The sequence below is a fragment of the Chitinophaga sp. H8 genome, assembly GCF_040567655.1.
Taxonomy (GTDB): domain Bacteria; phylum Bacteroidota; class Bacteroidia; order Chitinophagales; family Chitinophagaceae; genus Chitinophaga; species Chitinophaga defluvii.
In genome coordinates, this window is the sequence record NZ_JBEXAC010000002.1 from 3,130,821 (window position 1) to 3,146,571 (window position 15,751).

General features: G+C 44.2%; 9 protein-coding genes. All 9 read right to left on the reverse strand.

Annotation, left to right across the window (positions count from 1 at the left end; genetic code table 11):
- Positions 1 to 23 precede the first annotated feature (23 nt).
- The gene (locus tag ABR189_RS26520; protein WP_354663519.1) at positions 24 to 3,062 is read right to left on the reverse strand and encodes a PVC-type heme-binding CxxCH protein; all 3,039 of its coding nucleotides are present in this window, start codon (positions 3,060 to 3,062) and stop codon (positions 24 to 26) included.
- Between the two features lie 40 nt (positions 3,063 to 3,102).
- A complete protein-coding gene (locus ABR189_RS26525) occupies positions 3,103 to 4,497 on the reverse strand; it encodes a neutral/alkaline non-lysosomal ceramidase N-terminal domain-containing protein (RefSeq protein WP_354663520.1) in 1,395 nt (464 codons plus the stop codon).
- 86 nt (positions 4,498 to 4,583) lie between these two features.
- On the reverse strand, positions 4,584 to 6,218 hold the full coding sequence (locus ABR189_RS26530; RefSeq protein WP_354663521.1) for a RagB/SusD family nutrient uptake outer membrane protein: 1,635 nt from the start codon (positions 6,216 to 6,218) through the stop codon (positions 4,584 to 4,586).
- Positions 6,219 to 6,235: 17 nt separating this feature from the next.
- A complete protein-coding gene (locus tag ABR189_RS26535) occupies positions 6,236 to 9,634 on the reverse strand; it encodes a TonB-dependent receptor (protein ID WP_354663522.1) in 3,399 nt (1,132 codons plus the stop codon).
- 149 nt (positions 9,635 to 9,783) lie between these two features.
- Positions 9,784 to 11,013 carry a FecR family protein gene (locus ABR189_RS26540; RefSeq protein WP_354663523.1) on the reverse strand — a complete coding sequence of 410 codons (1,230 nt, stop codon included), beginning with the start codon at positions 11,011 to 11,013 and terminating at the stop codon, positions 9,784 to 9,786.
- Positions 11,014 to 11,064: 51 nt separating this feature from the next.
- On the reverse strand, positions 11,065 to 11,676 hold the full coding sequence (locus tag ABR189_RS26545; RefSeq protein ID WP_354663524.1) for an RNA polymerase sigma-70 factor: 612 nt from the start codon (positions 11,674 to 11,676) through the stop codon (positions 11,065 to 11,067).
- Positions 11,677 to 11,887: 211 nt separating this feature from the next.
- A complete protein-coding gene (locus tag ABR189_RS26550) occupies positions 11,888 to 12,322 on the reverse strand; it encodes a hypothetical protein (protein WP_354663525.1) in 435 nt (144 codons plus the stop codon).
- Between the two features lie 132 nt (positions 12,323 to 12,454).
- Positions 12,455 to 12,826: an SdpI family protein gene (locus ABR189_RS26555; RefSeq protein ID WP_354663526.1), complete on the reverse strand. Its 372-nt coding sequence runs from the start codon at positions 12,824 to 12,826 to the stop codon at positions 12,455 to 12,457.
- Positions 12,827 to 12,955: 129 nt separating this feature from the next.
- Positions 12,956 to 15,667, reverse strand: coding sequence for an AsmA family protein (locus ABR189_RS26560; protein ID WP_354663527.1), 2,712 nt, complete (start codon positions 15,665 to 15,667; stop codon positions 12,956 to 12,958).
- Between the last annotated feature and the right edge of the window lie 84 nt (positions 15,668 to 15,751).

The window sequence follows — 15,751 nt, forward strand, 5'->3', positions numbered from 1 at the left end:
CAATTATTAGAATTTTCAGCTATTTAGTGCTGCCGTAAAAATGCCAGCAGATCAGCCATAGCCTGTTTATCAATATTCTTTTCCAGTCCCTGCGGCATTGGCGACATACTCAGCGATTTTAATGATTTAACATCCTGGCGGTTGATGAGCCTGTCCATTTTACCGTTACTCTTAACTGTAATAGCGGTAGCTGTTTCTGTGGCGATGATTCCCTGGATAGATTCCCCATTATTCATTTCAATCTGCCAGAGATCATAGCCTCCCAATATGGACAAATTCGGATCCAGTATATTTGCCAGCATATCTTCTTTCTTCCAGTTGTGAATAGTGCTCAGATCAGGTCCGAAAGCCACGCCCAGTTCTCCTTTCATCTGGTGACAAATAGCGCAGCTCTGCATGTATACATCCTTTCCTTTTACCGGGTCTCCTTTTAAATCCAGTGATGCCTGGTATTCTTTGTTGATGGTTTTGGCTTGTTCCTGATTCCTGGTAAACAATTTCCTGGCACGTTCCCGCAACTTTTCATCCCGCACCTGCATCAACCCAACACTCGTATTAAAGCTTACACTGGTGGTCTGTATCTTGTTTTTTTCCATCGCATCTATCAGCAATGCCATCCTGTCCTGGTTGTCCAGAAATACATTAATTGCAGCATCCCTGACATCTGTGGTCATCACCGGCCATTGTTTGATCAGGTACTGCGCCCCCTCATTCGAAGGAATGGTATTGAGAGTACGTAATGCTGCCAGCTGCACCCGTAGCTGTTCCTGTGGAACGATTAATTTTTCCAGTAATGGCAGGTGAGTGGTTGCATCTCCCAGTGATATAAAGTCTATCGCATCTGCTCTTTTTTCATCAGCCTGTTTAGGATCGCTGGCAATAGCAACCGCCTGGGCAATTACTGCTGCTTTTACGGTAGTATCAGAGATACCAGTTGTTTTTAAAAGCTGGAATGATGCCCGCCGCAAATCGTTTGAAGGACTTGTGAAAAATGTTTTAATGAGCTGTTGCTGATCGGCTTCTGAAACTGATAATGACGACTTCCGGTTTTTCATTCCCTGAGCCAGTCCTTTCAGTATTGCTGCTTGCCACCGCTCTGTTTTAGGAGATTGTGTGGCCGTAGATTTTTCGATCAACTGGTGAATGACTGACGCACTATCACTACCACCCATCATTGCGGTGAGCCGTTGTACCAATGAAGCATATGCAGGAACATCATTCTGATACCTGTTCAGTATTTCCTTCAATAATGATGCGGATTGTGAGGAGTTGGCTGATAATGCTGCAATCTGTGCCCACTTATCGTTAATGTCAGTAAACAGTAGTTTATTTCTCGCCTGTGCTGCTTCAGGTGTATTTAAGAAACCCAGTGTCAGCAGCAACTGAAGCCGCACCTTATGGTTAGGATCTGTTTGTAAAGACAACAAAGGTTTGACTAATTCCGGTGTTGTTGACAGATGCAGTTCTGCCAGTTTAACAGCATTTTCACGAATACCTGCTACGGAATCTTTTAAAGCCGCGATAATTTGTTCTCCACCGAGTGCACCCATTCCTTCCAATGTCCATAATGCGTGTAACCGGCCTACGTCGGAGGCGGGTTGCTGCGTCATTGCTATCAATGCAGGCACAGCGGATTTGTCTGCACGGTCTACCAATAAACGCTGTGCAGTTGTTCTCCACCACGAATTTTTGTTGGAGAGATATTGTACCAGCTCTGTGCTTTTTGCATCTCCCAGCTGGAGCCCTTTCATCCAGGCAGCAGCTGCTCCGTTCGTAGCAGTAATGCGGTATATCCTGCCTTGCTCCACCCCGTCGTATAATCCACCAGCTGCAATCACTTCGTCCGACAGCCATTCTGGTGATTCAATTACCCGGCGATAATAATCAAGTACATACAGTGCCCCATCAGGGCCTACATACATATTTACAGGCCTTGACCACGCATCGGTGGAAGTCAGGAATTCTTTATTGGGTAAGATCCGGCTGGCTACAAAACTGGCACCGCTGTCTTTGAGCACATCAACATGTACCAGGTTACTAACCGGCTCGGCAATAAAAGTGATGTGCTGATTGTAAGGCGCCGGGAAAGCATCACCCATGTAGTCTGTGAGCCCGCAGGCAGAAGTCATAATCCCTACATTCGTGAGCAACTGGCGGTCAGGGTTGGTAGTTGTAGGAAACACTTCTGCAGCGTCCAGGTGATCGGACATGGATTGTGTTGCATCTGACACCAATAGGTGAGGATTACGTTCGAAATAACGGTTGGCGATTACTTCCTGGTAGCCCTGGTTAGAGTTGTTGCATCCAAACAAATGGCCCCATTGATCAAAGGTTTGACCAAACTGGCAGCGGCTGGATAACATTTCGAGTTGGGTATGATCAGGACGGAAACGAACGGACCTTCCACCAGCGTTCTGTGGCAGCCTTACCGCATTTGAATCAGCGGGGTAGTAAATTTCTGTTCCTTCATCCCCAAATTCTTCCATATAGTCCCTGGTTTTCACCACCCCTTCATGCGCTGCATAGATCCAGTTATCCAATCCATATACAGGACTGTTCAGATTATGCTGAGGGTTGGTAAGGCCAAAGCCGGTCAACAGCGTATCCACCTTATCTGCCTTGCCGTCGTTATCGGTATCTTCGAGGTAGATAATATTGGGAGAGTCTGTTACGAGGATTCCTTTTTTCCAGCGCAGTATTCCGGTAGGCAGCATAAGGTTATCCTTAAAAACGGTACGTTTATCCATAATACCATCGCCATTGGTATCTGTCAGCAAAACGATGTTGCCGGTACCGCTTTTATCAAGCGGGTATCCGTGCATTTCCACAACGTACATACGCCCATACTCATCGATCTCCATGTCTACCGGTGAGGAAATCAGTGGTTCTGCTGCAATCATTTCTATTTTAAAGCCCTCCGGTACCTGCATCGTAGCCAGTGCTTCCGATGCTTTTACACCTCCGGAGGAGGCATCAGGCTTTTGGTTGTGGCAACCAGCTGTTACCACAAAGGAGAGGCATAAGTATATTAAAGTTGGATGAAACCGGTGGAAGTGAAACATTTTGAAATTACATTTTATTTTGAAATCACGTTTTGGCATACTACTTTTTCCGTTTAGGTGTTACAGCAGGTGTCTTTGTTTTCATGTTCCCCTGTAAATATCCGACAACGGCTTCAGTCAGGTCTTTAGCAGCAGCATCGGTAAATGGAGAAACGGTTTCCACCTCATACCCGCCGTGTGGCCATTCTGCAGCAGTAGGCATGTAGCCAAACCAGCCGTTGGTATATCCGAAATAAAAAGTGTGGGAAAAGGGGGAGCGGTCGCGCACTTCATTAGATACCTCACAAAACAGCTCTATGGGTGCACTCCATATCGCTATATCCTGATTGATTTTCAGGAAGCGTACCGGAAGTTTTACCATATTAACACCTGCTTTTGTAGTGGAATACTTTGCCAGGTCGGCAGACCAATCCATTCCCGGCTTGCGGGGTGTTTCCACTGTCAGTGAGCCGGTTACCATTTTAAGTTCATCAATACCCGTTTTAATTCTTTTATTGGCTTCCAGTATTTTATCACCCAGCAGCACTTTAAACTGTGTCAGGTGTCCGGCTCTCCAATTCGGATAAGTACTATAAATGGGCGCCAGGTTGCCGGCTGCGCCATTAATATACATCACCGGTGCGCCAATTTTTTGCTCTACATATTCGGATACCACACCCGGCGCATCACCGCTGATGTCAAGGTTAGCCCCGCTCATAACGGTGCCGTGCATAGCATAATTCGCAATCAATACCAAAGGGCTGCCATCTGCCTTATCAAATCGCAGCAGTCCTATCCGGCGATCTACTGGTCCGTCCGGATTCATGCCAAGGGAGGCTTTGCCATTGACATCCAGGGCACGGCGATTGATATTGGCCTGTGAAAATCCCCAGCCAACACCCAGGCGTACCGGCTCCAGCTTTTTACGGGCTTCCAGGATACCATCTACTAATTTCTGTTCTACCATGGAAGTATATGCTGCATCTATTTCGTGTTTCATGCGTTCTCCCATATAGATTCCATACAAACCGGTAACCCCTACTTCGGGTGCAGAATGTGTATGTGTCACAGACCACCATACATTCAAAGGATTGATCCCATATTGTTTCTGTAATCTGGCAGCTACCTTATCATATTCTGAAGGAGAATAAAGACAGATATCAGAGGAAATGATAAAAAATTGCGTAGTACCATCATCTATTGCCACAATGCGGTGATAGATCTTATCGAGCACGCCCGTTGATTTTCGCTCCTGATAGCCCAGTAGATATTGCGGATCTGAAGGGGTAATATCCACCTTCACTACCGCAGCACGTAGTTGTGCATTGGTTGTCTGTACCACAAAAGAAGTGAAGAACAGCAAGAGCGAAAAAGGAAGCCAATAGCCTGCACGCTTCACAGAATGACAGTACTTGCGAAAGTTTTTGTTCAAATCAATTACTCTGATACGTTTCATATTGCTGGATTTATTTTAAGGAGGCCCATGCTCAATACTGTATTGCCTCCTGAAAAGCGGAGGCAATACAGTATATATGCACCGGGTCAATAATTCGGGTTCTGTACTAATTTTGTATTTTTATCCATTGCTGACTGCGGGATAGGGTACACGTAATTTTTTTCAGGATAGAATATTCTTTTACCTTCTGCAGCAGGGATCACCTTATATACGCCATTTTCGATGAGTATGGCATGTAATGTGCCGTTCAGATTTTTCTCTGCTATCTTCCACCGGATCAGATCAAACCAGCGTTTTTCTTCAAAGGCCAGTTCTATCCTGCGTTCACGACGGATAGCCTTACGCATTTCCTCCTGGGTCAGGTTTTTGGGTAGCCCTGACAACGCAGAACGATCCCGCACTTTGTCAACCGCATCATATACAGAAGCATCCGGGCCTACTGCTTCATTTTGCGCTTCTGCATAACTAAGCAGTACTTCTGCATATCTGAAAATAATAAAATTGGCGCTGTTTTGCTGATTATTTCCATTGATGGCATACTTTGGGTTCAGCCCTTTCAGCAAACAATATCCTGTGTTGGTAGATTCGTTGATATTGCTCAGGTCTGTTTCATTCTTACTGCCGGCACCGTGGCGGGTAACTATTTCGTATCCTAACCAGGTAGCACCATCATAAATAACTGACTGGTAAAACCGCTGCTCCCTGTTTACATAAGGATTTTGAGGATCATAGCCTGAAGCAGGATCGGTAATAGGAAGGCCATTGGACATTACGTAGTCATCCACCAGTTCCTGAGTAGGATTTACACCACCATATGCACGCTGTATGCCACCTACAATCCATGTTCCCTGTAAGCCTTCCCGGCCGCCACCGAGTGAAGTACCACCTAAATATTTCTTCGCGAATATCGTTTCTATATTATCATTGTTTTCCTCAAAAAACTGGGTATTGTAATCAGGAAATAAATCATATTTCTTGAGATCTATTACCTGTTTGTTGGTAGCAGCAGCCTTTGCCCATTTGGCTTTATCATTGGTGGGGTTTTTCAGGGCACTGGCTGCAAACAGTTCGCACCATCCTTTCAGGGTGAGGGCAGCTCCTTTTGTAGCTCTTCCAGCTTCTGCCTGAAGGGGAAGGTCTTCCGCACTGGCGGCACATTCGTCTGTAATGAATTTAAAGGTTTCCTCGTCGGTATTACGGGCCCTGAACATTTCATCCCCATCCTTCTGGCTCAGGATATCGGTGATAATAGGTACGCCACCATAATAGGTCCACAATACAGAGTAAAAGTATGCTCTCAGAAAACGGGCTTCTCCCAGCCTTTGTTTTTTCCAGGTTTCATCGAGTGCGGACTTGGTCACATTCTGGATAAATAAATTGGCCGCCCGTATATTGTTATACAATCCCCAATAACTTGGTGCATTGCTGGGGGTATATACGGAGGTGGCATAGAGCACCCTGCTTACTGTGCCACCCACTCCATTCATAGCATTATCTGAGAAATTCTCTGTTGGGTCATATGTAGTGAAAGGCCCTTGTAATCCGGTGTATACATTATTGAGAAACAGATCTGCATTGGTGGTATTTTCAAAAAGTGTATTGGCAGACACCTGGTCTTTAGGTGTTACTTCGAGAAAATTATTACAGGAAATCACACTCACTGTCAATAAAAGCAGTGACGCAACCTTTATATTGAATCGTTTAATTACGTTGTTCATCATGCTATATTTTAAAATTCTTAAAAGATGATATTAACCCCTACACTAACAACTTTTTGTTGTGGATAGAGATTGGAATACGGGGCAGTGCTTTCTGGATCAAAGTTTTTCAGTTTGGTCCAGGTAAAAATATTCTGACCTGACACATAAGCTCTTGCATGCTGACTGCCGATTTTCTTTGATATAGCAGGGGGAATGGTATAGGAAAGCGTAGCGCTTTTTACACGTACATAACTGCCATTTTTCATCCAGAAAGAAGATACCTGTGTATTGTTGGTGGTAGGACCGGAAGTGATCCGGGGATTCAGTGCATTTGGATTCTCAGGTGTCCAGTAATTCATGTTTTCCACCAGCGCAGACATACCATTGTGGAATGCCCAGGCGTTCTGCCGGTCCAGGTAAAGGCTTGTTTTGGCTGCCCCCTGGAATAATACATCCAGTGTGAACGATTTATAACGCACGGAAGGCGTGATGCCAAAAAGAATCTGAGGAACTACCGGATTTCCGATTTTTGTGAGATCATTGTCGTTGATCTTTCCATCCCCATTTATATCCTCGTACCGGATATCACCAGGTTGCACTTTGCCCCAGGGCTGTGTAGCTATTCCTTCTTTCAATTCTCCATCAGCTTTAAAATCGTCCAACTGGAAGAAGCCCAGCGCATGATAGCCAAACTGTGTTCCAAGGGGTTTGCCGGTTATTCTGCGGTTAGGATTATTGTAGGTGGTACTTGTTTCAAATACTTTCAGCAAGGTATTTTTTGCATAGGTAAAGTTCCCACTGAGCGATATCTGGAGATCTTTGGAAACCGTATAGGAAGATCCCAGGGAGAGGTCAATACCCTGATTTTTCATTACCCCTGCATTTACCTGGCTCAGTCCTATTCCATACTCTGCAGGTACGATCACGTCAGGGTTCATCAGCATGTTCGACCTTTTTTCATAAAAGTAGTCGGCTTCTATTGTTAACCATCCTCCCCACAAAGTAGCCTCAATACCAATGTCGCTTTTCTTCGCTCTTTCCCACGTGATATTAGGGTTGTTCTCATTCCGTTCTCTGGTGGCCTGTACAGCCTGTCCACCGATAACATAAGCCGGTCCATAAACCCCGAAGGTGCTCAGGAACTGAAAAGCAGATCCTGCAAGAGCGCCTACTTCACCATATGATCCCCTGATCTTCAGGTTATTAACCCAGGTGCTGTTCTTCATGAAATTTTCTTCAGACAAGCGCCAGCCAACAGAAAATGCCGGAAAGAAACCAAACCGGTGACCGGGAGCGAAGTAATAACTTCCATCATATCTTCCGCTGGCTTCGAATAAATATTTATTGGAATAGTCGTAGGTAACCCGATATACCAATCCCACCTGTCTGGCCTGCGTAGAGGTTCCGGAAGTAGTCATATCAGCAGCGCTGGAACTACCCATACCAATCTCGTCGATAGACAGGTTGTAATTTCTTCTGGAAGCACCAAGACTGAGCGATGAATTACTTTTCGCTTCAAACAATGCCAGGGCACTGATATTGCTTTTCCCAAATCCTTTTCCATAACTCAAAGATCCCTGATAGGTAAGCTGATGCGCCATAGAGGTGTTCTGGTCCAGCGAGGATTTTGTTTGCTCAAAAATTCCGTCTGTAATCACATAAGGGTGCTTGGTAGTATCCACAGTACCTTTGTGAATGGGTATTCTCCAGAGTTTGTTCATTACGATTGTAGGATCATATGCCACCGTAACCTTTGCTTTTAAGCCAGGGATAAAAGAGAGATCCTGATCGATGGACAATTGAGAATACAAGGCTGTAGTATTGATTTTATTATAGCCGCTGTTTAACAGGCTGGAGGTAATATAAGTACCTGGTACTCCATTGCTGAAATATAAAGGGCCATTGGAGGTATGTGTATAACCAATCAACTCAAAAAGACGCCCGGTAGTGATAGATGGGTAGTTGGCATTTTGTACCCGGCCATTTATGCCAAAGGTAATCCTTGTGGTATTGGTAACCTGTGCGCTTAAATTAAGGTTGAGGTTGTATTTTTTATTGTTGGTAGCCGGCCACATACCTTTCTGCAGCTGGTAACCAAAACTACCGTAATATTTTACTTTGTCGGTACCACCGGAAACTTCGATATTATGGTTTGTTAGAATAGCATTTTTCTGGATGATATCATTGTAGACATCAGGATTGGGATATGCATCCGGGTCAGAGCCATCTTTCAGTTTCTGGAGCGCGTAATCGGAGTAGGGCAGTGGCAGTCCGGCATTTTTTGCTGCTGCATTCTGCAATACACCATATTGGTAACCGTTTACATAATGGGGGAATACGGTGGGATTCTGAAAGCCTACATATCCATTATAAGTAACGGTGGGCGCACCTAGTTTTCCGCTTTTAGTAGTTACCAGGATTACACCGTTGGCGGCAGCCACCCCATAGGGAGCTACGGCAGCAGCATCCTTTAACACCGTGAATGATTCAATGGTGTTGGGGTCCAGTTGTTTGAAGTCTCTGGGGATACCATCCACAATCAGCAAAGGCTGGTTGGCTCCGGTAGAAGAAATACCTCTGATATAGATATCAGAGCCGTCATTACCCGGTTCTCCGTTATTTTGCCGGAGAATTACACCCGGCACGCGACCAGCCAGGCTGTTGCCCAGGTTAGTAACCGGTGTGGAAGCAACGTCTTTTCCCTTTAAGGAGGAAACGGCCGCTGTTACGGATGACTTCTTCTGTGTACCATAGGCTACGACTACTACATCGCTTAGTTTGGAAACCAGTTCCACCATCGTAACCCTTAAGTCTGTCTGGCTGCCTGTTTTAACCGTTTTTAGCTGGTACCCGATAATAGAGAATTCCAGCTCTACTTCCTGTTCTCCATCGATGGACAACTGAAACCGGCCGGCTCCATCCGTAGTAGTCCCTTTGCTGGTTCCTTTTACGGCCACGGTAACACCCACCAGCGGCTGTCCTTTTTCATCCGATACCGTTCCCCTGACCCTGACATTAAGCATAGCCGGATCGGGTAAGGGGATTAACCGGTTGATGTCCGGGGAATGTGCTGCTTCCTTTTTCTTGATAAAGATCGTATTTACCGCAATGGTAAATTCGAGCGCCTGATCTTTTAGGATCCGCTGGAGGAAAGTTTCCAGTGGTACTTCCTTTGCGTTGATGGTAACCGGTTTGGTGCCTCTGATCTGGTTTACTTTGTAACTGACGAAGTAACCGGTTTGTTGTTTGACTGCAGTAAACACTTTCTCCAGCGGGACATCTGTACCGGAAAAAGTCATTGTTTGTGCCAGCCCGTTTGCTGCCACGTTTAAACAAAGCCCTAGTAAAAAAATAGGGGTGAGTTGCATAACGTGCATGATTTTGGTGATAGATCCGCTCGCGTTAAACCTTCTGCGGATAAAAGCAGTTAATTGCATACTTTTGTATGGTTTTTTGGTTGACGAATGAAGAGACTCCTTAATGCCTGAGTTTTTGTTATGTTGACCAGAAACTTTCTCCGGATCCTGTCGCAAGCAGGATCCGGTTCTTTTTTCGGTCAACCTGAAAAGTCCATTTGGTTGTTTATTTATTGAATTACAGTAAGTATTCTTCCATTTAAGCTAAAATGCACGTCTTTGTCTTCCAGGCCGGACAACAACTGTTTAAGTGTCAGGCTACGGCTGATTTCCCCGCCAAGTTCAACATCCATATGTTTTCCCTCATAACGGACCTCCACATCATACCAGCGTGCCAGCTGGCGCATGGCATCCCTTAACTTAACATGATGAAAGTTGAACACGCCGTTTTTCCAGGCCAGGTCCTTTTGAAGATCGGTAGTGGTTATTTTTCCACCCATACAGGCTTCTCCTGGTTTCAGTACTATATTATTAACATGTACGGCCCCTTCTAAAAGTGATGTTTTTACATCCGGTTCATCGGTATAGCTATTCACATTAAAAGAAGTGCCCAACACGACAATCTCATCTTTATAGGTTTTAACTGTAAATGGTTTCATAGGGTCCCGGGTTACTTCAAAGTAGGCTTCTCCGGTAATGCTTACTATGCGGCTATTACCCTGAAAGGAAGTGGGATAGGTGATGCTACTGGCTGCATTCAGCAGTACATTGGTGCCATCCGGCAATGCAAGTTTATATTGTCCGCCTTTGGGCGTACTCAGGGTGTTGTAGGAAACAACAGTTGATTTACCATAAATAAGGGTACCGTCTTTATTACCGATCCCCAGGTCGCCATCATTGATCATTTGGCTGGCAGAGGAATCCAATACAATCTTTTTTCCATTACTTAATGTAAGCGTAGCCTTATCCGATCCGGGGAGTATATCCCTTGATGAGTGGACCGGATGGATGTTAATGGCTATTGGTTGTTTGGAAGTATGGTGATAATAAAGATAGCCACCAGCAAAGATGAGTATCAAAACAGCGGCAGCATAGCGGAACCAGTTGGTTTTCAGTAAATGGATGCGGCGACGGGCAGGTACCATAGCGGTATCTGCTGTAGAAGTGCTGAGCAATGGTTCATTTACCTGAGCCGGGAGATCATCAGCGGCAGCAGTGATATTTTCTTGTGCCTGATGGGGAGATTTTAAGATAAACTGTACCAGTTTTACGATTTCTTCTTCATTCACATTTATGCCATCATCCGTATTTTTCTGATATAATTCACTTATCAGTTCATTCCAGATCTTTAATTGTTCCGGATCGTTCAGTAATTGGACGAGCTGCAGCTTTTCCTCATCGGAAAGGCTGGCTGCAATGTGGCCTTGTAAAAGGTAATTCAGTCGGATATTATTCTCCATACATACATTGACACCGCAGCTTCCATGAATGTACTACCCGGAGAAAAAAAATTATTGCAACCAGTTTTGCAGAAGGATCATAGAAGGGATAAAAAATACGCCTTTACTTTTCAGATGCTCCTGGATAAATTGCAAAGCATCCGTCAGTTGGTTCCGTACAGTATTTTCTGAAATGCTTAACCTCGTGGCTATTTCTTTTCGGGAAAGCCCTTCCCGCCGGCTCAACAGGAATATCAGCTTTCTCTTTGCAGGTAATTCGCCGATCGCCTCATCTATAAGCGATTGGGTAAATCTGGCATCTACATCTGTCCATATCTCCGCTGTATCCGGGGTATCTGCCATTGAGTTTTTCACCCGCAGGTCATACCGGAGTTGCGCCCGGATGTAATTGGAAGTAGTATTAGACACAACCACATGCAACCATGCAGCCGGATTTTCAATAGTCGTCATTAAAGCTCTGTTTAGCCATAACTTCAAAAATACATCCTGCATGATGTCCCGTGCTATTGTTTCAGATCTGACCAATGAAATAGCAACCGGGAGCATTTTCTTATAAAAAAAATGAACGATCTGTGTAAATGCCTCTTCATCGTCTTGCGCCAGACGGGCAAACAGGTCACTGCTAATATGTTGAATATCCTTCATCAAGTGGAACCCTTGCATATATATAGTGTAATATAAAAAAAACAATCAGTTCATTTTATAAAGGTTACTATAAAGGAATAGAAAGTTCCACCTCATCCAAATCGGGCATGCCTGTCAAAATGGATGCAGCAGGTAAAAAGGGGATAAAAAACGGATAGGGAATGTGGAAAGGGAAAAGGATATAGATAAGACCGGGATAATATGTAGGACAGACCTCCAGTAAATAGGCTTAATAGCCTGCTGATTTGAAATAGAAATAAACCCCTGCGATAAAAGACAGGGTAATAACGGTAAGTAGTGCGATCAGCACTATACGCCAGTTTTTGTCTACTGTAATGTGATTATTGGTAGTGGGAGCGTAATCATATCCGTAGTCCTCTGCTGGAGTAACCGGCTCATAACTGCTGCTTTCCTGGTATATCCTGTGCATGAGCTGCTGCTTGATATGCACCGGTGGAAGTGGTGCCTCTGCAAAAGCCAATTGTTCCAGGCTAAGCTCTACCCGTTCAATTTCTGTTTGCAGCCAGGGGTGAATATTTGCTTGTATCCGCAAGTGGGAAGCCTCTTCCGGTGTGGCAAAACCAAAGACATAGTTTTCAATGACCCCTTCAGAGACCATTTCCATGAGTTCAGCATGTGTCATATGTTGTTCCGGACTTCTCATAATTGAAATTTACGCAGGCGGTAAACCATTTTGCTAAGTTCCTGAAATTCCCGGATTATAATTTGTCCATTTTAGCTATAGGCAAAAAAAAGGGGGTAAATGGGGGGATTTAAGGGGTATAAATGGTAAAAATTACTTTTTAGTACCGGTTTCATCAAATTCCTGAGCCAGTTTCCACTCCGTAAATCCTACCATATAGAGTACCCCGATAATAACGGCCCCTACAGTAATGTAATAAAACACCTGGGTTTGCTGATCAAAGAAGAGGGCACAGGCTATACCGGTGAGCAGTAAGATAATGCCGATACGGCGGGATATGTAAGCAGCATATCTATTGCCAGCATGCCACATGGCCGTATTTTTGGTAGAAAGCTCGCTACGGTATCCATACCAGGTTTTGGTACTACGGGGTGGATAACGATGGATAAAGAACCCCATAAACAGGAAGATGATGGCTGCAAGTAAACTGGCATTGCAGTAGGTGCTATGCAGAAACTCCTTCATTTTTCACTGGTTTTAAGTGAGTTATACACTTAAAAGTTACGAAAAAACAAGGAAAGGGTAAAAAGAAGAGGAGAAAACAGCTTGCCGGATACTTTCTCCTCTTCTCTTCTCCTGTTGATAGTAGTTCAGTTAGTGTTTCGTAGTATCTGCGGTATTATTTTTCTTTTTAAGCAGGTTATTAAAGGTGTTCTTTAATGTTTGTTCTGCCTGTTTACCAGCCTGCTGCAATGGTTTTTGTCCGGTCTGCGCACTGTCTTTATCACCAGTGAGCTGCTTTTTGATCTCATCTTTCAACGCATTGGCAGCTTGTTGTTTTACTTGTTGCAGGGTATCTTTTACCGCATTTTTAACGGTATCGATTTTGTTTTTTACCAGTTCTGTGGCCTGGGATTTCAAATTATCCACGGTACGGTTGGCCGTTTCCCGGAGGTCTGTTTTAAGCGTAGGTTTCATGATATTGCCTGCCATTAATACCTGCAGGTGAATGCTATCGCTCACATTTACCGGAATCCCTTTGCTTTGGGCTTGTGTAACCAGGTTGTTGATCAGGGTATTCCCCTGGCTACCCATTATACTGCGGGGTAAGGCCAGTTGTAAGGTATAATCCAGGCTCTGATCAAATCCATGGGAACCTCCGATAAGCATTTGTAAACCATTAACTTTCACTGTAAAAGGATTCACCTGCACCCGACCATTTTCAAATGAGAAATAGTTTTTTATGTCCCGGAGTGAAATATCTTTTAATTGGCTGATGTTCAGCTGGTTAGCCAGTTGGTCAACCGGCTCAAATTTCTTAAGGAAGCCTTCTATCAGCAATAAATTGCCCGCTCCATTAAGACTGGTCAGGATGGGGCTCATGTCTTTACCCAGCTTACCCTGCAGCGTTAGCTGGGAAGATATTTTACCAGACAGGAATTGAGCAATAGGCATCAGTTTCTGAACGGTATTAAATGCAGTAAATGTTTGTTGAACATCGAGATTTTGCACATTATAAGACACGTTGATGTCTGGATTCACTTTACTGTTTCTGGTGCTGTAGCTTCCATTTATTTCCATACTACCCTGGAGGGCATTCGCCTTTAATTGTTGCATGGTAACTGTTTCATCTTTCAGCAACAGGGTGCCGGAGAGATTGGCCATATCCAACTTGTCGTAATGTACTTTATTTACTGCCGCCTGAATGCTGAAGTCAAGATTGGAGGGGACGGCAAAGGGCATTGCTGCAGCGGTATCAGTTTTTGCAGCTGTATTTCCTTCAGGTGCAGCAGTAGTAGTGCCCATCCATTTATCCAGATTAATTTCATCTGCTTTTGCGGATAGTTTCCCATCCAGTGGCGCATTCTTAAACATATATGCCAGCAGGTTATTCACTTCTCCGATAGCCTCAAAATTAGTACCCAGGTATTGCCCGTTGAGTTGTTGCACCGCTACATTTTTAGGATTAAAGTGCAGCAACAGGTTGTTTATTTTAACACCATCCGGATAATCTTTGCTCTTGTAAAGCATGTTACTTAACTGTAAGACACCTGCTGCATAAAAACGATCATACTGCTGTTTTTCAATAGCACTCATATTACCCTTAGCGGTCATGTCGGCATCCAGCAGACCGGTTAATTGTGTGCCGTTTTCCAGCTTTACAAACTGGGTTACTTTGGAAAGATCCAGTTTACCCTTCGCAGCACCATCAATGTATAAGTCGGACACAGGTGTTTTTATCAGCAACCGCATATCCAGTGGTGTATTATCCATTTCCAGATGGCCGGAAGGCATGTCTACAATGGTATGGTCGGGTACACCATCAGGATTTGTAATTTTAAGGGCCAATTGGATATTCTTTACTGGTTTAGGCAGGTCGGGATATTGGAAGAAGCCGTCTTTTACCGCCAGGTTTAATCCAAAAGCTGGCATTTGTGCAGGAGCATAAGTGCCTTTTACAAAACCATCAAATGCAGCAGTACCTTCTGTTTTTATTTTGGAAAAATCCTGTTTATAAATAGCAGGTACCAGGGAAAGGAGGTCCTTAAATTGGGTAGAAGGAGCTTTAAAGCTCATATCCATTCCATAGGTAGAATCATTCACCAGTTTGAAAAATCCCTGTAGCGCCAGTTCCAGATTGTTGAGTACAGCTTTACCATTTTTGAAAGTGTAGGTGTTGCTGGTATTATCAATTTGTATATCTGCATCCAGTTGAGTACGGGTATTGGCCAGATAGGGAATCAGACCATATTTGAATGTCAGTGCATTAGCGAGTGTAGTGGTTTGCAGGGTAAACTGATCCTGTGTAAAGTCGCCTTTCCCCTGATGTGTTAGTCCATCTACGATTAATTGCATATTTCCCTGCTGGTCATCATAATTGATGTAGGCATCTTCAATTTTATATTGTTGCAGGTTTAAAGAGAATTGTTGCTGGCTGGTGTCGGCTGAAGCTGCAGTTGTGGTATCTGGTTTGGTGATATCCCAGTTGGCTGCTCCGTCGCGGTTTACAATAGCATGTATACGAGGCTGCTGCAGGGCGATATTGTAGATTTCCATGTTTCCACCCTTGATGACACTCATCAGGTTCAGGGCCACATCTATTTTTTTTACTGCCAGCAGCGTGTCGCCATCAAAAGGGGGCATATTAATAATCTGAAGTTCTTCCAGTGCTACTGATAATTTGGGGAAATGCCGGAACAAGCTGATATCCACATCTTTAAAATCAACCTTGGCTGTCAGATGTTTGTTGAGTTCAGTTTTTACCCTGGCTACAATCTGATTCTTAAAGAAGTAAGGGATGGCAATAGCAGCGAGTATTAATACTGCCACTACAATCATCACAATTTTCAATATTCTTTTAAACATAGAAAGAAATTTTTTAAACTGTGTGAAGGTAATAAGTAAAGTTGAAATTTGGAATGCATAGGTATGAAACAGGGCTACGGTAGC

Coding starts and splice junctions, on each gene's coding strand:
- ABR189_RS26550 (WP_354663525.1), bottom strand. CDS start 12,322: ATGAGAAGTCCGGAACAACATATGACACATGCTGAACTCATGGAAATG.
- ABR189_RS26525 (WP_354663520.1), bottom strand. CDS start 4,497: ATGAAACGTATCAGAGTAATTGATTTGAACAAAAACTTTCGCAAGTAC.
- ABR189_RS26560 (WP_354663527.1), bottom strand. CDS start 15,667: ATGTTTAAAAGAATATTGAAAATTGTGATGATTGTAGTGGCAGTATTA.
- ABR189_RS26555 (WP_354663526.1), bottom strand. CDS start 12,826: ATGAAGGAGTTTCTGCATAGCACCTACTGCAATGCCAGTTTACTTGCA.
- ABR189_RS26540 (WP_354663523.1), bottom strand. CDS start 11,013: ATGGAGAATAATATCCGACTGAATTACCTTTTACAAGGCCACATTGCA.
- ABR189_RS26520 (WP_354663519.1), bottom strand. CDS start 3,062: ATGTTTCACTTCCACCGGTTTCATCCAACTTTAATATACTTATGCCTC.
- ABR189_RS26535 (WP_354663522.1), bottom strand. CDS start 9,634: ATGCAATTAACTGCTTTTATCCGCAGAAGGTTTAACGCGAGCGGATCT.
- ABR189_RS26530 (WP_354663521.1), bottom strand. CDS start 6,218: ATGATGAACAACGTAATTAAACGATTCAATATAAAGGTTGCGTCACTG.
- ABR189_RS26545 (WP_354663524.1), bottom strand. CDS start 11,676: ATGCAAGGGTTCCACTTGATGAAGGATATTCAACATATTAGCAGTGAC.